This window comes from Domibacillus sp. F004, assembly GCF_057814295.1.
In genome coordinates this window covers 65,298-86,377 of record NZ_JBVATB010000004.1, presented here as the reverse complement: position 1 = coordinate 86,377, position 21,080 = coordinate 65,298, and the positions used below count along the sequence as shown (strand labels likewise).

11 protein-coding genes and 1 pseudogene are annotated in these 21,080 nt (G+C 35.6%); 11 read left to right on the top strand and 1 reads right to left on the bottom strand.

The window, feature by feature from the left end:
- The first annotated feature begins 139 nt into the window (after positions 1-139).
- From ACZYRN_RS11920 to ACZYRN_RS11875, 10 genes are all read left to right on the top strand, one after another.
- Positions 140-535 carry a helix-turn-helix transcriptional regulator gene (locus ACZYRN_RS11920; protein WP_488911831.1) on the top strand — a complete coding sequence of 132 codons (396 nt, stop codon included), beginning with the start codon at positions 140-142 and terminating at the stop codon, positions 533-535.
- Positions 536-612: 77 nt separating this feature from the next.
- Positions 613-846 (top strand): hypothetical protein, encoded by a 234-nt coding sequence (locus ACZYRN_RS11915; protein ID WP_488911830.1) that lies wholly within the window; start codon positions 613-615, stop codon positions 844-846.
- A 520-nt stretch (positions 847-1,366) separates the two neighbouring features.
- The gene (locus ACZYRN_RS11910) at positions 1,367-2,035 is read left to right on the top strand and encodes a YHYH domain-containing protein (protein ID WP_488911829.1); all 669 of its coding nucleotides are present in this window, start codon (positions 1,367-1,369) and stop codon (positions 2,033-2,035) included.
- 102 nt (positions 2,036-2,137) lie between these two features.
- Positions 2,138-3,019, top strand: coding sequence for a hypothetical protein (locus ACZYRN_RS11905; RefSeq protein WP_488911828.1), 882 nt, complete (start codon positions 2,138-2,140; stop codon positions 3,017-3,019).
- Between the two features lie 133 nt (positions 3,020-3,152).
- A complete protein-coding gene (locus ACZYRN_RS11900) occupies positions 3,153-3,713 on the top strand; it encodes a hypothetical protein (protein WP_488911827.1) in 561 nt (186 codons plus the stop codon).
- Positions 3,714-4,090: 377 nt separating this feature from the next.
- The gene (locus tag ACZYRN_RS11895) at positions 4,091-4,321 is read left to right on the top strand and encodes a recombinase family protein (RefSeq protein WP_488911826.1); all 231 of its coding nucleotides are present in this window, start codon (positions 4,091-4,093) and stop codon (positions 4,319-4,321) included.
- Between the two features lie 192 nt (positions 4,322-4,513).
- Positions 4,514-8,023, top strand: coding sequence for a helicase-related protein (locus ACZYRN_RS11890; RefSeq protein ID WP_488911825.1), 3,510 nt, complete (start codon positions 4,514-4,516; stop codon positions 8,021-8,023).
- A gap of 33 nt (positions 8,024-8,056) precedes the next feature.
- Entirely contained in the window at positions 8,057-10,885 is a 2,829-nt protein-coding gene (locus tag ACZYRN_RS11885) for a DUF1156 domain-containing protein (protein WP_488911824.1), read from the top strand.
- A 34-nt stretch (positions 10,886-10,919) separates the two neighbouring features.
- Positions 10,920-13,769 carry an ATP-binding protein gene (locus tag ACZYRN_RS11880; RefSeq protein ID WP_488911823.1) on the top strand — a complete coding sequence of 950 codons (2,850 nt, stop codon included), beginning with the start codon at positions 10,920-10,922 and terminating at the stop codon, positions 13,767-13,769.
- A 591-nt stretch (positions 13,770-14,360) separates the two neighbouring features.
- Positions 14,361-16,553: a CHAT domain-containing protein gene (locus ACZYRN_RS11875; RefSeq protein ID WP_488911822.1), complete on the top strand. Its 2,193-nt coding sequence runs from the start codon at positions 14,361-14,363 to the stop codon at positions 16,551-16,553.
- 825 nt (positions 16,554-17,378) lie between these two features.
- On the opposite strand, the pseudogene ACZYRN_RS11870 reads toward ACZYRN_RS11875, so the two are convergent.
- Positions 17,379-17,603: pseudogene (locus ACZYRN_RS11870) on the bottom strand (site-specific integrase); the annotation flags it as partial.
- 1,382 nt (positions 17,604-18,985) lie between these two features.
- On the opposite strand from ACZYRN_RS11870, the gene ACZYRN_RS11865 reads away from it, so the two are divergent.
- Positions 18,986-20,776 (top strand): hypothetical protein, encoded by a 1,791-nt coding sequence (locus tag ACZYRN_RS11865; RefSeq protein ID WP_488911821.1) that lies wholly within the window; start codon positions 18,986-18,988, stop codon positions 20,774-20,776.
- Positions 20,777-21,080 lie beyond the last annotated feature (304 nt).

Sequence of the window (21,080 nt, the reverse complement as noted above, 5' to 3'; positions counted from 1 at the left end):
GTTGACTAGGAATTTGATTTTAATGAGATAGAAACTTCGTAGTTGGGCGAATTGGGGCTGAATGGGATCGAACAATTAAAACCCGCACTTGAACGAAATTGGAAAGTACGTCATCCGCTCTGAAAGGTGGTAGAAGAAAATGGAAGATAATCTGCAAAAATTAAACTTGAAACAAGAAAAGACCATTATGGCTCTGTTAACGGAACCTACCATTCGACAAGCGGCTGAAAAGGCAGGAGTAGGAGAAACTACGCTTTATAGATGGCTTCAAGAAAAGGATTTTGACAAAGCTTTTAAAGAGGCAAAAAAGGTGGCTCTTTCTCAAACGATTTCGAGATTACAACAAACAACAACTAGTGCAGTTGAAACTCTGAAATCTGTTATGGAGAATGAAGAATCTCCTGCGAGTAGTCGTGTAACAGCGGCGAAAACGGTTCTTGAGATGGCATTTAAAGCTTATGAAATGGAAGATTTAGCGGCACAAATTGAAGAGATGCAAGAAGATATCGAAGAAGTTAAAGCTGCGGCAAAATAACGAACAGTTAATGAATTAAAGAATCTGGAGCGTGGAGCCTGGGTTGAAAGAGTGGAACCTAGAAAGGGGTGACGCTTATGCTTAAACGGCAAATCAAGTTGATGAGAAAAGAGTTAGATAAAATCACGAAAAGTAAAATAAGCGGTATCTTTTTCGTTGATTTGAAGAACAATCAATATACTGTCAGACCATCTAATGAAGAAACGATCGTCTTTCAAGGGACTGAGGCTGAATTTAAAGTATACAGCAAAAATCATGATGAATGTTTTTTTGTTATTATAAACAATATCAAGACTGATTGGATGAAGTGACGAGTAGAAATACTCGTTTTTTTATATTTGCGTATGTAGTCGCAACAAAAGGAACAACTGTTGCAGTTCGTATCCGTATGTGAACTGTTTGCCAGTCACATTTTCTTCGATTAGTTCTATTGTGTCACAACCTGTATATACGGTGAGATGTACTCGATGGAACAGGAGCACTTGCTTCATTTGTTCGGATTGGATCGACGGTTCCATTGGTGTCTATTAAACAAAGTGACGTTCTCAAGATAAAAATTGAGGATGGGAAGTTGATTCCTATACCTCTTGAATTCGAAACTAAAAAGAGAAAAGAGAAAGCCGAAAACTTACTGGGAAAATTAAAAAATAAAAATAGATAAAGGTTAAATCCCTAGCCTTTTGGTTGGAGTTTTTTTATTTATCTAGCATAAATGACTATATTTCTTTTTCTGGTCTTATAGCCATTTTCTTTTTATGTTTTGAGAATTATGTAAAAATTGAATTTTTTGATTACTTAATCGTGGTAAAATTTACACAGGGGAGGGTGTTTATGATAAAAAAATTTTACTTTATCTGTATAATCATCTATTTTATTTTCCCTACAGTTATTGCAGCACATCCAGGGAACACTGACAGTAGTGGTGGGCATACATGTCGGACGAATTGCGACGACTGGGGATTGAATTATGGTGAATATCATTATCATGATAGTTCCAGTGACACCTATGATTATTATGACTCAATAGGTGATTATGAGGAAGGGTATGATAATGGATATGACTTGGCTTATGGTAATACATCAGAATGCGAAAAAGACTATAATTGGGAATGGGAAGGAACTCAGGACTATGGAGATGGTTTTGAAGATGGAATAGAGGACGGACATTGGGGCGGATTAGAGGTATGTTATGAAGATAGTTATGCAGCTGGAATGGAAATTGGAGAAGATGAGTCATACGAAGGCATAAAATATAATGAGGATCAGGAAATTGAAGATTTGTATGATACGAATTCATATCTAAAGGGATATGCAGCAGGGTACAATGAGGATGCCTATGCTGATGCAATAGTAGATAAAAAGGATTATCTAATTGAGGAAACACCAATTAATCAAAAAGAACAATCAGAGGAGGAAGAAAACGCACTGCCTTTTATAGCAGGTATTGTGGTAATAGTTGGAATTATTATAATTTATTCAATTTATAATAAATTTCCATAATAATAAGGTAAAAATAATACATTTAAAATTTCAGGTGAAAAATTGATATAATTTAAAAGTGAAATGTTAATCAGTGGTAAAAAATTAAATGGTGGGATGCTAATGGATCAGGCAAAAGATTTATTAATAGAGGCAGTGCAAAAGAATATTGAACTAAAAAGTAATCCTAATTGGAAGGATGAGTTACTTGAAAAGGCTCCACCTATATTGTGGTTCGGGGATACAAAGACCAAGCTACCTAAAATTATTACTATAGGAGCAAACCCATCACGGGAGGAATATTTAGAACATCACAAAAAAGATGCCCAATCATTAATTGTTAATAAGAAAGAGAACTCTTTAAAATATCTTAGCAAACCTCGATTTAGAACATTGATGCCGAACGAATCTTTAACTGATATTCTTTCTGATGAAACTCTACAAGAAGAAATAATAGAGAGTTACAATAGTTATTTCTCTAAGGAAGGAAACCCCTATATAAATTGGTTTGGTAAGCCTAGCGGATTTAAAGTAGAAGCGTTTCTAAACGGTTTAAATGCTTCTTATTATAATGAAAATAATCAGTATAACTTTAATGCTATACATATAGATTTATTTCCTTTGGCAACTGTTTCTGATTTTAAAGAAATCACCCATTTGGCCGAAAAGGATTTATTTGATAATGGATGGGCACAAAAGTTTTTAGATCAATTATTAGAAACGTTTACTCCATCACCAAAACTTATAGTTGTATTTGGAAGGACAAATTTTCTTAAACTAAAAAGGTTATTTCCTGAAAGCATTGTGACTAAAAAAGGTAAGAAGCACTATCATCAAAATAAAAATGGGGAACAAGTTCCCTGTACTTACTGGATAGGTAGATTTGGTTCCTATAAACTTGTTGGTTTATCAATAAATTTAGGGAATCCGCGAAGCTTTACGACTAAAGATTTAAACAATTTAGGTAAAGATATACTCAAAGAACTTAACTATCTTAGCTATTGATCTGAAAAATTAGAATGAATTTTTGATAATGCCTTTTCTGGTGTCGATAGTAGAAAATCAATTTCAAAAAGGGAGTTATCATAGAGAATATAACCTTATGTAAAACATTATATATCTAAGAAAGAGGTGCAAAATGAAAGTAAAACATGTTGGTATTTCACATAGCATTTCAGTTCCAGTTGAACGTTGCGTAGCTCTTTTAGATAAAGAATATACCGCTTTAAATTACACAATTGAATTTCACCAGACCCCGGAACGCATACAATATGAACGAGCTAAGAAACCTATTTATTCTGATGAAATATATGAACAAATCTTAAATGGTAAAGAGCAACCAGCCGGCCAAACGATACCTATGAAAAAATTGATAAGATTGTATTTATTTAATTTGCAAGACATTAGAATGCGAAATGAGGAACAATATAAAATAGAAATCGTAGCTAATCTTTTTCACGAGATATGTCATGCTTATCAGTCGAGCACTGGATTGTATTCTAAAGAAGAGGAAATTAAAATCATCGATGGTCGTAAAAGCGAGTATTTGAATCTTCCTTCTGAAAGGGAAGCTTATTTATTTCAGGAAAAACAAATGAATAAACATATGCTGGAGATCAGTGGAATTTTAGGTGTCCCTAAATTTCATTACAAATTAAAGCCAGAAATCAACGAAGTCATAAAGGTAATGGAAATTTAAATATTAAGACTCATTGAGATTGTTTGTTAGTTATATAAAGGTTAATTAATTATGTTTTTACTATTTTAAATCTGTAATTATCTAATAAAAGGGAAACATAGTCCCTTTTATTTTTTCTTTTCCTTCTTTTATCAGATGATCTTCTTTGTTTAAAGCAATTAGGATTTTCTTTTCTACTACAATACTTTTTATCTTTTTTTTCATAGATTATATTTCCACATAAAGTACAGGCCTTAATAAGCTTTTTTTTTCTATATTTACTACGTTATTTAATTCCTACTCTAAATAACCTTTCCAACCAAAAACACGGGTCACTGTTATTTTATTATGAAAGATATCATTATACCTTTCATGATCAAGGAGTTCCTGCAAATTGTTTGCTCCAATGTCAAAACTTCCTTCGATGCAATGATGAAATAACAGAAGCTATAAAAAAAATCTTTTCCCTGTATCTTCAGGGTGTTGGATTCGAGTCAATTGCAAAAGAAATGGATAAAGCGGGATACTCGACTCCTGCTCTTGTCGCAGAAAAGAAAAATGCAGGGCAGTATTGGCATGGCTCTACAGTTAAAGGCATTTTGAAAAATCCTCATTTATTGAATTTATAGGAAATTATCCCTGTATAATGTTCGATGAAAGTGAAGAGTGTCCTTTTTTATCTCTCTGCGAGAGGATAAAACCCTTAGGTTGCTTTCTAATAGCTGGAATCAATAGTTATGTTAAAATTGAACAAAAAGGAATGTGTCAATGAATAACTAAGGTATCATTCCTCACGGTTATTGGAAAGAGGTGCGTTAAGGTTGCTCAAGCTTGAAGATATTAAAAAAGATGCAATGATTAATGGCTTAATACCTAATGAAGTTGTTCGAATATTGAGTTATGATCCCGTTGGGACAGACGCCGTAACGATTTATTTTAAGTCGGCAAGTGGTGTTGTTCAAGAGAGAATGCTATTTCGTAGTGATGAAACGAATTTGTCTCTTGCTCAAATAGGACGACCTTGGTCTTTTGATGCTGATGGAGATGCATTTAAGTTAGTAGCTGAGGCTTATCGTATAAATCTTGCCCATCTATTTGATCCTATGATGGCTGTTCATACTTCAAATGTTGAACCATTGCCACACCAAATTACTGCGGTTTACGAGTCAATGTTGCCACGCCAACCCTTAAGATTTGTATTGGCAGATGACCCTGGTGCAGGTAAGACAGTCATGGCAGGTCTCTTAATGCGTGAACTTTCAATCCGTGCAGATGCTAGGAAAATTTTAATTATTGCACCTGGTAGTTTGGTTGAACAGTGGCAAGATGAAATGTACGAGAAATTTGATATGTATTTCGAGATATTTTCTCGAGAAATGGTAAATTCAAGCTTAACGGGAAATCCTTTTGAAGAAAAGGAATTGTTAATTAGTCGAATCGACCAATTAAGTCGGAGTGATGAGTTACAGGAAAAGCTTAAAGCAACTCAGTGGGATCTTATTGTAGTAGATGAGGCCCATAAGATGTCTGCAAGCTGGTACGGACAAAAAGTTCATGAAACCAGAAGGTTTAAACTTGGGAAACTGGTAGGAAGCATTACTAGACACTTTCTTTTAATGACGGCTACCCCGCATAATGGGAAAGAGGAAGACTTTCAACTTTTTTTATCTCTCCTTGATTCAGATAGATTTTATGGGAAATTCCGCGATGGGGCTCACAAGGTAGATGTCAGTGATTTAATGAGAAGAATGGTAAAAGAAGATTTGGTCAAATTTGACGGAACCCGACTTTTTCCTGAAAGACGTGCAAATACCGTTAATTATGAGTTATCAGATTTGGAAGCTAAACTTTATTCTCAAGTAACCACTTATGTTAAAGAAGAAATGGATAGGGCTGATAAGCTAGCGGATAAGAAAAGAAAAGGCACCGTAGGATTTGCCTTAACTTCATTACAGAGACGATTAGCATCTAGTCCAGAAGCGATATATCAATCATTGAAAAAACGTAAAGAGCGTTTAAAACGTAGAATAGAAGAAATGAAAATCCAGCAACGTGGTAGAAATCTATGGGATATAGAAATGGATGTCCCAGAAGATATATACGAATCTGAAGATGAAATGAATAACGAAGAATTTGAAGATTTTGAGCAGGAAGTGGTCTCTCAGGCTACTGCAGCACAAACAATTAAAGAGTTAGAGCGTGAAATTAGGGTACTGCATCAGCTTGAACAGCTGGCTTATGAAGTAGTCCAATCTAATCAGGATACCAAATGGTTTCAACTATCGAAACTATTGCTTGATGAACCGAATATGCGGGATATAGAAGGAAATCATCGTAAATTAATTATTTTTACCGAACATCGCGACACCCTTAATTACCTGCACCACAAAATCACGAGTTTGATTGGCCGCTCGAATGCAGTGGTGACCATTCATGGAGGTATCAAACGTATTGATCGTCGCAAGATACAAGAGCTATTTCGTAATGATCCGGATACAATTATCTTGATTGCTACAGATGCGGCGGGAGAAGGTGTAAACTTACAAAACGCAAATCTTATGGTTAATTATGATTTGCCTTGGAATCCTAATCGTTTGGAACAACGTTTTGGACGTATTCACAGGATTGGACAAACAGAAATATGCCACTTATGGAACCTTGTAGCATCTGAGACTCGTGAAGGGGATGTATTCCAGCGATTGCTTAATAAACTTGAAATAGAACGCGAAGCTCTCGGAGGAAGAGTGTTTGATATCTTAGGGGAAGTTTTTCAACACAAGTCGCTACGTGAACTGCTTATTGAAGCGATTCGTTACGGTGATAACCCATTGGTACGAGCCCGATTGGAAGAACAGGTTGAAGGTTCTCTTGACACCGCGCATTTAAAGGAAATTATGAATAGAAACGCATTGTCTGAAGAAGTAATGAGCCCTGAGAGATTATACAAGGTAAGAGATGAAATGGAGAAAGCACAAGCTCGAAGGCTACAGCCATATTTCATTCGTGCTTTTTTCAGAGAGGCTTTTGCATGGTTGGGTGGAGAGTTAAAGGTACGAGAACACGATCGTTATGAGATTTCTCATGTACCAGCTGTAATCCGTGAGCGTGATCGACAGATTAATGGCCGTGATCGAGGTAATCGTAAACCTGTACTTAAAAAATATGAAAGAATTTGCTTCGATAAGCAGTTAATTCGTGTCAAAGGTAAGCCTATGGCAGATTTAATCCATACTGGACACCCTCTTATGCAGGCAGTGACAGACCTAGTCTTAGAGCGTGAGCGAGGGAAATTAAAACAAGGGGCTGTTTTTATTGATCTTACTGATGACAGTGTTAAACCTTGTATGCTGTTTATGGTGGAGCATGCAGTAAAGGAACAGCAAGTTAGAAATAATTCTAGAGAAGTGTCCCGTCGCGTACAATTTGTTACAATTGATGAGCAAGGTAGTGTTTCTATGGCAGGGGATGCTCCCCACCTCGATCTACAAAGGGCTTCTGATGAAGAACTTGTCTTAATTCAGGATGTATTAAACCAATCATGGTTGGCAAGTGACCTAGAATCCTTTGCAACTCGTTATGCGGCTCAGTACCTGGGTGCTCCCCATTATGAAGAGGTGAGAGAACACCGTGAACGAGAGGTAGAACGCACCATTCAAGCTGTTCATGAACGACTCGTAAAAGAGATTAACTTTTGGCAAGACCGTTATATAAAGCTATCGGAAGATATTGCTGCTGGTAAACAGCCACGGATGCAATTAGAGAATGTGCGACGTAATATAGATGAACTTACTGCTCGTCTCGAACAACGCCGAAAGGAGTTAGAAGAAAAGCGTCATGTCGTATCTGCCACTCCAGTTATAGTTGGAGGTGCATTAGTCATCCCTGCTGGATTGTTAGATCTTAGAAAAGGTCAACTACCAACTGTAGATGCTATTAATAGGAAGCGTATTGAACAACTTGCTATGCAGACTGTTATGGATATAGAACGCCAGATGGGACATGAAGTAATCGATGTATCTGCCGAAAAATGTGGCTGGGATATAACAGCTCGTATACCTCTTGGCGATGGAAGGTATGATAAGGAGCGACACATTGAAGTAAAAGGTCGTGCTAAAGGCCAAGATACCATAACAGTTACCCGTAACGAGATGCTCTATGCCTTAAACCAAGGTGATAAATTTATTCTAGCTATTGTGATCGTTGACGGTCATAATGTTGATGGACCATATTATATAAGGAACCCATTCCATGAAAAGCCTGATTGGGCTGAAGTAAGTAAAAATCTTGACTTAAAGCTCCTTATAGAGAAAGCCGAGAAACAAAATTTATAATCATAAAACAATATGAAAGTAAGTGGGCGAAAAATGAGTAAAATTAAAATTCCAAAGAAATTAATCGAGGTAGCTTTACCACTTGATGATATTAATATAGAAGCTAGCCGTGAAAAATCGGTCCGTCACGGGCATCCATCAACACTCCACCTTTGGTGGGCAAGGCGGCCATTAGCCGCAGCTCGTGCTGTATTATTTGCACAACTTGTTAATGATCCAGGATATGAACGACACCTACAACGAGGGGTAAACAAGGAAGTAGCACAAAAGGAACGAGAGCGATTATTTGATATAATGCGCAGACTTGTTAAATGGGAGAATAGGAATAACGAAGGCGTTTTACGTGAAGCGAAAGAAGAAATCTGGAAGAGTTGGCGCGAAACATGTGAATTGAATAAAGGGGTTGAAGGATTTGATCCAGATAAACTTCCTGCTTTCCATGATCCCTTTGCAGGAGGAGGAACCATTCCGCTAGAGGCACAGCGACTTGGGCTAGAAGCATATGGGTCTGATTTAAATCCGGTCGCAGTAATGATCAACAAAGCCATGATCGAAATTCCTCCAAAATTCACAGGACTACCCCCAGTTAATCCTGAGGCAAGGATTACAATGGAAACTTCTGCTGAGTGGAAAGGAGCTGCAGGTCTAGCAGATGATGTACGCTATTATGGGAAGTGGATACGTGAAGAAGCATTTAAACGGATAGGTCAACTTTACCCCGAGGTAGATTTACCAGTAGAGAATGGTGGGGGTAAAGGTACTGTGATCGCGTGGATATGGGCTCGAACGGTTAAAAGCCCTAACCCAGCTTTTAGCCATGTTGATGTGCCATTAATTTCAAGCTTTTATCTTTCAAAAAGAAAAGGGAATGAAATCTATCTTGAACCTGTAATTGAAGGTGACAAGTATAGCTTTATAGTGAAAAAAGGGAAACCCGAAAATGACAAAACTATAAAGAATGGTACCAAGTTAGCAAGAGGGGCTAACTTTCAATGTTTATTGTCGGAAACGCCCATGTCTCCAAACTACATCAAAAGTGAAGGTGTGCAAGGGAGATTAGGTAATAAGTTAATTGCGGTAGTTGCAGAAGGTCCGCTAGGAAGGGTTTATCTTCCTGTAACAGAGGATGTGGAGAAACTCTCTACTTCGATAGAACCTTATTGGGCTCCAGAAACAGAAATACCAGGTGATCGTCGATCGATGTTCACCCCATTATATGGACTTACACATTTTCAACATCTTTTTACTACGCGTCAGCTTGCTTCTCTAACAACTTTTTCGGATTTGGTACTTAAAGCCCATGAGAGGGTGTTGCTAGATGCGAGCAAGGTAGAATTTGATTCAGGTCTAAAACCTCAAGACTACGCAAATGCTGTATGTGTTTATCTTGCTTTTGCTGTAAACAAATTAGCAGATAGAGGTTCTACAATATGTTCTTGGGATTCATCAAGAGATAGCCTTCGTAATACATTTGGGCGACAAGCAATCCCGATGACTTGGGACTATGCAGAAGCAAACCCATTCTCAAGTTCAACAGGCAATTTTCTAAACGGTGTAGATTGGGCAGTTCGTGTATTACAAGGTCTTTCGTCAAATACACCTGGAATAGCAATTCAAAGTAATGCTTCGATACAAAATATTAGTAAATTTAAAGTGGTTTCAACCGATCCACCGTACTATGACAACATAGGGTATGCCGATCTATCAGATTTTTTCTATATTTGGCTTCGCCGTTCATTAAAACCCCTTTATCCAGATTTATTTGCAACTCTTGCAGTTCCTAAAGCAGAGGAACTAGTGGCATCACCATATCGTCATGGGAACAAGGAGAAAGCAGAAGAGTTTTTTTTACGTGGTATGAAAAACGTAATGTACAACTTAACAAATCAAGTGCATCCTGCTTTCCCAGTAACTATATATTACGCTTTTAAACAATCTGAAACAGAAGAAAGTGGAACATCTTCAACTGGTTGGGTAACATTTTTAGATGCTGTTATAAAAGCAGGATTTACAATTACAGGTACTTGGCCGATGAGAACGGAACTATCTAATAGAATGGTTGGTTCTGCAACAAATGCCTTGGCTTCTAGTATTGTTTTAGTTTGTCGTCCTCGAAAAGATGAAAATGAGGCTATATCCCGCCGATCTTTTATTCGAGATTTAAATGAAGTTATACCTGAAGCTTTAGAAGAGATGCTAGGTGGAAAAGGGGATATTTCTCCAATTGCCCCTGTAGATTTACAACAAGCAGCTATCGGACCAGGTATGGCTGTGTTTTCAAAATACACTGCTGTTCTGGAAGCGGATGGTTCTCCAATGACTATAAAAACGGCATTGCAATTGATCAATAAAGTTGTGGATGCTTACTTAAACTCCTCAGATGGAGAATTGGACCCAGAAACTTCGTTTTGTCTTAACTGGTTCGAGCAATATGGTTGGAAGACTGGTAAATACGGACAGGCAGAAGTTTTAGCAACTGCTAAAGGAACTACAGTTGATAGTATGAGAAACGCTGGTGTACTTTCCGCTTCACATGGTGAGGTGCGTTTGTTTAAATGGCAGGAACATTCAGCAGAATGGATACCTGAACAAGATACTAGAACTCCAGTATGGGAAGGATTGCATCAGTTAATCCGTGCATTACAGCAAGAAGGTGAACAAACTGCAGGTGGCCTCTTAACAGGTATGGCTGTTCAATCTGAGGCTATTCGCACTTTGGCATATCGTCTTTATACTTTGTGTGAGCGTAAAGGTTGGGCGGAAGATGCCAGAGCTTATAATGAGTTAATTGAAAGCTGGGATGCGATTGATGCGGTTGCGAATGAGATCGGCTATAAAGATACACAGATTGAATTATTTTAATAAATCACAATATGGTAAGGAGAGGTGAATATCCATGTCATTAAAACCGTGGCGGGAGATCGCTATACCACATAAGGATGTGCTGCAAGGTACTTTTCAACAATCCGAATTTGCTGCTGATTTAAGCCGTGTTCATGCTGGAACAGCATCCACAGAATACGGTGATGCAAAACTATTCTATGCTAGAACATTCATAACTGAGGGAATGCGGTTACTGCTTGACTCAGTTGTTCGTCGGATTTGTGGTCAGGGAGGAGATCCGGTTATTCAATTACAAACTGCATTTGGTGGTGGGAAAACGCATACGATGCTTGCTGTGTATCATTTGGTTAGTCGGAAGGTTCCAATAAGTGAACTGCATGGTTTATCTCCGATTATTGATGCAACGGGTGTTATTGAAGTTCCAAAAGCGAAAGTGATTGTTTTGGATGGAAATCAGTTATCTCCTAATCAGCCCCAGCTTCGGGATGGAGTTTTAGTGAATACAATGTGGGGGGAGCTAGCCTGGCAACTTGGTCAAATGGAGGCTTACAATCTTGTAAAAGAGGCGGATGTAAGTGGTACTTCACCTGGAAAAGGAGTGTTAACAGAACTATTCAGCAGATACTCCCCTTGTGTTATTCTTGTTGATGAATTAGTTGCTTATCTTCGGCAGTTTGAAGAAGGCAGAACTTATACAGGTGGAACTTTTGACTCTAATTTATCCTTTATTCAAGCGCTAACTGAATCCTTGAAAGCTTCTCCTCAATCCATAATGCTCGCTTCATTACCTGAATCAGAGGCTGAATTGGGCGGTGTCAGGGGACAACAATCACTTGACGCATTAGAGAGGTATTTTGGACGTATACAAGCACTATGGAAGCCTGTGGCAACAGAAGAAGCATTTGAAATTGTACGACGTAGATTATTTTCCACCTTAACTGATGTTCGCTCATTAGAGGAAAGCTGCCGTGCCTATGCTGAGATGTATGTACAGAACAGTGCAGATTTTCCTATAGAAACACAGGAAAGCCACTACTTAGATCGCTTGAAACAATCGTATCCAGTTCATCCAGAAGTGTTTGATCGTTTGTACGAAGATTGGTCTTCCTTAGAGAAGTTTCAACGGACACGCGGTGTTCTTAAATTAATGGCTAAGGTTATTCATAAGTTATGGACTGAAGGGAATACTGCACCTATAATCCAAGCAAGTGACTTACCTTTATATGATCAGAACGTCCGCAATGAATTAGTATATTATTTACCTCAAGGCTGGGACCCTGTGCTTGAACGGGATGTGGATGGATCACGAGCCGAAACGGTAAATATTGATCGGGATTCTCGATTTGGTGCATATCAGGCTGCAAGAAGGGTAGCTAGAACGATATTTTTAGGAAGCGCACCTAGTGGGATGTTACAAACACAACGAGGAGTTGATCTTGAACGTATTCTGCTTGGAAGTGTACAACCAGGGCAGACCATAGGTGTCTATAAGGATGTTGTACGTCGGATGAGTGATAGCCTACACTACCTAAATACAGTGAATAACCGTTATTATTATGACACTCGTCCGAATCTTAGAAGGGAAATGGAAGAGCGTAAAAGACGCTTTACAGATCTAGATAAAGATATCCGAATACGTATAAGTAAGTGGCTAGGCAGACGTGAACAATTTTCAGGTGTACATATCTTTACACCTTCAACTGATGTGCCTGATGATGAAGAGCTACGTTTGATAATTTTGCCAATAAATGCTGGATATAGTCGTTCTCAACATAATCAGGCAGAGGTATTTGCTAATGGAATTTTAACAAAGAAGGGTTCGCAACCTAGGAGTAACCAAAATAGATTAATCTTTTTAGCTCCTGATTACGAGGTAATGCAACGTTTACGTGACAGTGTTCGTAGTATGTTATCATGGCAATCCATTATGACAGATATCAAAGATGCACGATTGAACTTGGATCTTATTCAACAAAAACAAGCGAAAGAACAGTTTGAAAGATCCGAGGAAGTAGTTGGGCGTACGTTGCGTGAAACGTACAAATGGCTCCTTATTCCCTTTCAAGAAGCTAGGCAGGGTAAAATAAGTGATGTTATGTGGGAAACTATCTCAATTCAATCAAACGCTCAAGATACTGTCCAAGAAATCATTAATAAATTGAGAGAGAATGACTTACTAATTACTAATTGGGCTCCAGTTCATTTAAATAATATACTTAAAAAATGGTTCTGGAAAGAAGACCTGCAGCACGTTTCTGCTCTTGATGTTTGGCAAAAAACTTGCCAATATCTATATCTTCCACGATTAATTAATCAAGACGTATATCGACAGACTATTGAAATTGGTATGCAAAGCCATGATTTCTTTGGAATTGCGTATGGGTATATTGACGATCATTATAAAGGATTTGTATTAGAACAAATCAGTAGTGTAATATTAGATAATTCATTATTATTAATAAATCCAATCATAGCCCAATTATACGATGAAGAACAGAAGAGAGAACGTCAAAATGAAACAAACCTGAATTCTGGTTCGGATACTATATTAGGCTCGGAATATAGCTCAAATATTGGTATAGGATCAAATGCTGGAGTTACCTATCCTATTGAAACTAAAATTGATGGATCTTCAGGTGGGTCAGTTATAATAAATGAAAATTTAGTTAAGAAAAGATTTTATGGAAAAGTAAATTTGAACCCTACAATTGCTAAAATCCAATTTTCGGAAGTTTTTGATGAAGTCCTAAGTCATTTTGTTCAAAAACATGATGCAAATGTAGTGATCTCTATTGAAATAGAATCTACATCTACTGGAGGATTTGATGAAGACTTCCAGAGAATAGTGAAGGAAAATGGAGGACAGTTGAAGTTCACTACAACTGAATTTGAGGAAGAATAAGTAAAGGAACGAAAACAGAAAAAGAATATTATCAATGGTTGAAAGAAGCGGGTAGTTGATAGAAGAGAGGAGAATCCTTAGTCATGGGTTCCCCTTCTTCGAGTATATTTTATTAGTAATTTAATTCTTTCTTATGTTTTACCGCCTACTGATTCTCTTTTTTAGTGAGTTTTGGACAGTATTCTTCTCTAATTTTTGATAATTTTATAACCAGTTCTTCATAGACTGCCATATCTTTCTTTGTAAAGTGTTCCCCCTTTATCCTAATCCGCCATATCTTCTTAAAGCAATCTATAAATTCTTCATGTCTATTCGTATAAGCCATTTGGTAACTGGATCAATCGTAAATCCAGGTGACCTAAAAGAGAAGATGAAGGTTAAAATATGAGATATTACCACTTTCATTTTTGTTAATTAAACGAACTTAAATCCTACAAAAAATATTAAAGAGGTAGCCTATTCTGAGCAATTGATATGCGAGTATCTCTGGTTAGCTTCTTTATAATGTTTAACCCATTATACGGTATAATTTTCATAATTTAAGGCGGTTCTTCAAAGGTTCCTTTATTAATGATTGAGAGGGAGAAAACAATGTCTTTTGGTGAAACAATTAGGGTTTTAAACGAAGTAAAACAATTTTCAAATGAAAAAGTTGAAGATTTAATTGCAATTTGGCAAAATGAGGCCTTTCTACTTGAAGATTTTTCTGAAATGGCAAATAAATTAAGTGCTATTCTACATTTAATTCCTGATGTTGAGTATTTGAACATGATAAAAATAACAAATACATTTACCACTGAGTTATTGGCATTAGGACGGTTGAATGATGATCCAGGTACGCAAGATCAGATAGGGTTCCCACATATAGCAATAGTAACGATAAATCTTAACTTGGCTTATAAGCTTGAATTGTTAGGGTTATATGGAGAAGCACATAATGCATTATTAAAAGCTAAAGATCCTTGGGTAACTCCCTTTGATCCATTAACTAATCAAGGTGATTTTTATTTATCTAGAAGCTTTGAAATTGATCAATTTTTACTAGATACAGGATATTTGTTTCCAGACTTAGTAAGGAAATTTTTTGTTTCGCGTGCGTCCATTAGTTTCCGTTTATCTAAGGTAATGGGGAATGTGGGAAATGAAGCCAAAGATGTGTATGAAACATATAAAAGATTTGCTACAGTATCTAATCCAACTCAATTTGATTTGATGTTTTTCACTAATTATTTAGAATTGCTCCCTTCTGATTCAACTGAAGCTAAAAAAATAGTAGATTTATTATCGAATTGTTATTCAAGAGAAAGTGATATTAACCATAGGTTTATGATAGCTTCATCACTTGCAATTAATCTCAAAAGCCTGGAATGGACTAAAAAAGCCGTTGCCGAAACTGAGACACACTTTTGGGCTGAATTAATCCATATGAAAATATTAGAATTATGTCATGCAAATTCGATTGATGGTCCACAAATTATAAATTTGTTAGCGGAATTCATGAGAAAAGCTCATAGTTTGTTTCAGGATCGAACCATATTTGAGTTAATAAAACAAAAATATAGCATAATATTTACTCAAATCCTTGTGACATGTCTTGAAAAGGACGAGCTTCATTTATTATTATCTGTAGCCTATAATTGGAACTCTTTTAGACCGGGGAAACAAGGATATCAAGATATAAAAGATAAGAATATATTTGCTTGTGTCCCTAATTATGGGAATTTTGATGGGCCGATTTTTATAGTGAAGTACAGTGATGAAGTTACTTTTATCCCTATAAAAAGTAATGTTAAACTTGAAGAAATAATGGAGATGAAAAGCAAAGTCGAAGCTAGTTGGTATACGTTAATAGGTAGTGACATTCCCTTAACTTTTGAGGAAGAGTCTTTAATGGCCCGTCAACAAGTGGAAGATTCGAAAGAATATTTAATAGCTATTGAAAAATTTATTGGAATAGAAACACTACAGAATGTCCTTGATGCCTTACCAACACAAACTAATTTTGAATACTTGGAGACTTCATGGACAAATACTCCAATAGTTTCAGTTCTTTCAAATAAGACAAAACATACTTTTACAATAAGCGGCGGTAACCACCATCATCCATTAACCGATAAGATAAAAGAAGTTCTAATATGGTGTGATCCTGCGGAGAATTTGTATACATCAATATTTGAATTAGAAGCGATACAAACAATTTTTGAAAATAATGATGTGAATATCGAAATTATTAAAGGTTCCGAGTGTACGAAAGAAGATTTTTTACAAAAATACTCAGACCCTAAATATGATTTAATTTGGGTTATATCTCATGGATTTTTTAATTCAAACAATCCACCTCATTCTACTCTTACTATTTCAAAAGCTGAGGAAGTAACTGCTTGGGAATTACAACAATTCATTCCTCAAACGAAAAAGAGACGCTATCTTATTTTAAACGCTTGTTACACCGGCTGTGCCAATGTTCGAAATGATAGTATGGGTTTTTTAGGGTTAGCTCCAAGCGCAACAAATGAAAATCAAATTGTTTTAGGTCATTTATGGTTTGTCGATACACTCGCTGCAGGAGTTTTAGGGGTTTTAACATTAGGACAGCTAATTAACGGAGAATCACTACAATCATCTATAAAAAAGGCTTCTTTGATAATGACTCAAGGAAATCAAACCATAATCGATGCCTTAAATACTATTAATTCAAGGTTAGAAATGATAGAGCGTGTAAATCGTACCTCCATTCCGTTAAATTTACCTTTTTATTCAATGTCTGGTGTAGTTTTTGAATAAAGGTAAGGATGGCGTAAACCAGCTTTTTTCTTTGGTCCAATTAAAGTATACGTTCATATAATCTTACTGTTTGACAGTGTGACATGAAACAGAAAGTCAATGGATTAAGAAAAAGAAGCGGTTGTTATAAACTGCCTCTTTTTCCTAAGGATGCTATGTGCGAAAATAATCTATGGACTCAAGTGAAATGGTAACAATTTTGGTCCCATCTAGGTCACGGATTAAATGTTTTTAATATTAGAAGATATAATTTAATGAAATTTCGACAGTCAAAAAGCTTATTAAATCAAGACTTTAGACCATTAGACAACATTAAATAATACTAAAAAAGTTCTCTTCCCTCTAACTTCAAAACTGCTTGAGACCTAGGTACAATGAAATATGTGTCTTGTCCCTATTTTTAAATATTTGCTGTATTCTTAATTTAGCAAGTAATTGATGGGGGATTTCTTGCAAAAAGGTCTTATAACCTTTAGCGGACAAGGAGTTAAGCTGGTTGTATAATGGTGGCAAGTTGGTGGCAGACTGGTGGCAAAACCAATCATGTTGCCACCAATTACATCTGTTTAAATCATAAATAGGAAAGATTAAAGCCTATTATATCAACGATTTCAAACTATATCTGTTATAATCCCATTCGCTTTACTACCTTGACAGGGTAGAGGTCGCTGGTTCGAACCCAGTAGGAATCATTGGGTGTTAAAACCCCTGAGAGAGCGTCAGGAACACGGTTTCTCTATGAAAAGATCACTTCTTCGGAGGTGGTCTTTTTTTGTTTTGTAATGCTATAAATCGGGTTTGGTGCCATATTGGTGCCGAAGCTATCTATTTTGATTTTGAGAACAGGGCATCAATCTGATTCGCTGCCTCTTCCTGCATGTTAGGGAGTACATGTGAGTAAATGTCCAAAGTTGTTTTAATGTTACTGTGACCCAGCCTTTCAGAAATCACTTTAGCATGTACGCCTTGGGTTAAAAGCATAGTAGCATGGGTATGACGTAGATCATGGAAACGAATCCTTGGTACACCCGCTTCTTGAATAAATGAATTTCATTCAGGTTGGTTCAGACAATAGGTATGTTAAAATGTTGATGGGTTTATTAGCTTATAAGTTTTTGTTAGAATTGTTTGAAATAGAAAATAGTACTTTTGAATTATCGGTAAAAGTTGTTACTAACTAAAAGATAAATCCTGTGAAAAGGGTTTTTATAAAACAGGAGGATATTAATGGAAACAAAAGCAGACATTGATCAGCTGAACAAAATACGTTGATAACTCATGAGTGCTGTTTGTGCTGCGCTGCAGCAGCATCTGATGATGGAAGCTTGGAAGCTGTGCTCCTTAATATCAAGGCTATACGAGATACCGAGAGCAATACCAGACGATACCGACGCAATCGCATCGTTACTTCATCAATCATTTCTTTCGTGACGATGATATTGTCAGACTCATTGTCATAACCCCTCTTAATATTAGGCCTTTGGAATATGGTTTTCTATTGGTCCAACTTTTTTGGAAAGAACACTGTATAATTAACGCCCCAGGTGTGGAAGTACATTTGACTACCGAGTATGCCGAAGCGGTCTTTTAAATTGAATTGGTCCGCATACGCCAGGTCATGTACTGTGAGGGTATAGGAGTTTAACAAAAATTTGATGTTATGCAAGAAGGTATATCTTCTCTTTGTTTCGTTTAGATTAATAAGATATTCTACTTTATTACATACTTTATACAAAATGGGTTTACAAAAAACTATCATTCTAAATGCCTGTTAATTTTTTTGGTAAAAATGGCATTATTATTTCTTAAAAATTTAAAGCATAGGTCAGCACTGTAATTTGTTCTGGAACAGATAACAGTTGTAACTCTTTGGCATGCTAAAGCTGCAAAGAGTTACAAAAGGGAAAAGGGATTAGCAGTTGAACAATTAAATTACATCGATTTATTAATTACAGGTAAAACTGATAAGGAGGTTGCTGACAAAGTAAGGGTTAACGGGTTCATAGTAACTAAATGGAAAAATTATGACATATATTTTCAAGCCAGATTAAATAAGAAAAGAAGTTTGAGAAGTGTCAGTGGATAAGTGGATTGTTATAACCTTATAAATGCCTTACTAATTCGAGACTTACGTTCTTAGCTGAAATACCCTCATAGATGAGATAGGTCTTATATACTGCAAATGGGAGCGTTTTTGTGTTTTCTATAATTAATTGGTATAATTTACTACGGAAAGAGTGACTTTCTATACAAAATATAAGCTAAAAAAAGGTATGCTTTTACCTTACAAAGTCCTGCCAGATGGTAAAGGGGTTACTTTGTATCCTTAATTACCAGTGATGAACACAATCTGTAAAGGACTTAAAAAGGGCAGTAATACGAATATTTTTAAAATGAATAAACTGGAATTTATTTGGAAGGAGGAAGAGCGTATGACTTATTGTATAGGTTGGAAGCAAGATGACAAAGTTTATATAATAGCAGATACTGCTATATCATCATTTAATTCAGAGGATCTTATAACACCTACTAGTAGTTTCGGAGAAAAACATGATGTATATGGAAAGCATGTTGTAGAAGAAAAAGACTTGAAAATAATTAGATTAAGTAAAGGTGCTATAGCAACTTATGCTGGAATACAAAAACCGGCAATTGAGGCCCTTGAATATCTTAAGATGTTAATAGATAACGGTATTATTAATGCGCTTGAAGTGTTAGAACAAAATTATTCCTCTTCAAATCAAGAATTTGAATTATTAATTGCTTTAAAAGATTCTGATCAAAATAATAAATTATTTTATTTTAATAATAAGAAGGGCTTTTATGAAATAAATGACTATAAAGAGATCGGTTCTGGGGCTCTGATACCATCAATTTCTGAACCTATAATTTCATTCATAAAAAGTAGACAAAGGTGGAATGAAAACGCTGATAAGTATTTAGCCACTATTGTTTCATATACTCAATGCTTTTCCATAAAAAATCATTTGATCAGTCATGGCATTGGCGGAGCGTTCTTTGGCGCTTATTTAGATAAAGAAATAGTGTGGTGTAGAGACTTATTATACCTATTTTACGCTAAAAATATTGATGATTCTGAAAAATCAATTGTATCGGTAATTGGGAGATTTGATGGTATATTTTCTGCTTCGGGATTTGATGGTTTAAACAAATATTTTTTAAATATTGGTACTGATGGAGATATCATTGGTAACAAATATAAAGAAAATGCAATAGCAAAAATTCTTAACTATGGACAACCAGATTATTTTATTTTTTATAGTCCTTACAATAATGATATTTATTTTATAGAAACTAACAGAAGAGTTTATAATTCATGTATCTATATGTATGTAAAGAGAAATATTGAAGATAACAATTATGCTTTTCTTTTCGACCCAACATTTACAGAAATGGTTAATTTTAAGAAAAACATTGATATACTACCTTCTTTTCAGGAGGTTAAAGTTTTTCCTAGAAAATATATTACTCGAGAAGAGCATATTAAATTTAATAAATTAGAAGAAAAAGTTACGGATATTAACGAAATCTACGATCTGGATCTTAGAGAATTATATACGAAACTTAAATTTGAAATTGATGAACAATTAGGGGCATTCTTTAAAAGTTTTAATTTTTTCATAATAATTGATGTGGAATATTTATTTAACAAAATTAAAGAGTTACATATATATTATGATGGTCTAGAAATTGATTTAAATGAAATGGAATTAGAGCAGATGGTATACTCTTATATTCAAAAAATAGATAATATAGAGTTTGAAAAGTATGGCATCATATTAATGACGATGAAGGGGAAAAAATACATTTATAATGGATTTGATCTTATTAAATGGTTAAAAACATATCAAAATCACTATTTTGTTTATTTTGGTGAAAAAAACTTTGAAGAGTCATATAGCTCTTTTGCTTTTGAGTATTTTAAAAATTTTTATAATAGTGAATCTTATTTCCATATTTTACGTAATTATATAATGGCGGATAACAGTTACATAAATTCAATTTTGCGGGTCACTCCTAGAATTAATACAACTTCTTCATATATTCCTGATTTTTATATAATAAGAAATCACAATAGTGAAACTGTTATTGATGGTAATTACCATTATATTAATATAGATGATCTAATTGGATATATGTTCTCATTAACATCTAATGAAATGGCATTATGGGATCCAGAAAAAAAACAATTCAGTATATAAGTTTATATGGATGCAATATTTTAAGAAGTAGTAGTTTTTACTTTTGAAAAGAAAACCAGCCGGAAGAAGAACTGCTAAAACGACAAAAGGAGTTGGCAATTGAAAAAGCGAAAAATGAAGAACCTACCGCATTGTCAGAGGAGGAAGCGAAAGTCCCCGAATGCGAATTTGAATCCCGATTTGCCGTGTTATACAAACAATGTACGTTTTATCCGGTGTTTTTCAAAGAATTCTTTCAGCTAACACCATCGGATCGTTTAAAAGTAAAAAAAGGTACTAGTAAACCTCAATCTATTCAAACTTT

Excerpts from the sequence above, each read along its gene's own strand:
- ACZYRN_RS11865 (WP_488911821.1), top strand. The coding sequence starts at position 18,986 with ATGACTTATTGTATAGGTTGGAAGCAAGATGACAAAGTTTATATAATA.
- ACZYRN_RS11900 (WP_488911827.1), top strand. The coding sequence starts at position 3,153 with ATGAAAGTAAAACATGTTGGTATTTCACATAGCATTTCAGTTCCAGTT.
- ACZYRN_RS11920 (WP_488911831.1), top strand. The coding sequence starts at position 140 with ATGGAAGATAATCTGCAAAAATTAAACTTGAAACAAGAAAAGACCATT.
- ACZYRN_RS11880 (WP_488911823.1), top strand. The coding sequence starts at position 10,920 with ATGTCATTAAAACCGTGGCGGGAGATCGCTATACCACATAAGGATGTG.
- ACZYRN_RS11885 (WP_488911824.1), top strand. The coding sequence starts at position 8,057 with ATGAGTAAAATTAAAATTCCAAAGAAATTAATCGAGGTAGCTTTACCA.
- ACZYRN_RS11875 (WP_488911822.1), top strand. The coding sequence starts at position 14,361 with ATGTCTTTTGGTGAAACAATTAGGGTTTTAAACGAAGTAAAACAATTT.
- ACZYRN_RS11910 (WP_488911829.1), top strand. The coding sequence starts at position 1,367 with ATGATAAAAAAATTTTACTTTATCTGTATAATCATCTATTTTATTTTC.
- ACZYRN_RS11915 (WP_488911830.1), top strand. The coding sequence starts at position 613 with ATGCTTAAACGGCAAATCAAGTTGATGAGAAAAGAGTTAGATAAAATC.
- ACZYRN_RS11905 (WP_488911828.1), top strand. The coding sequence starts at position 2,138 with ATGGATCAGGCAAAAGATTTATTAATAGAGGCAGTGCAAAAGAATATT.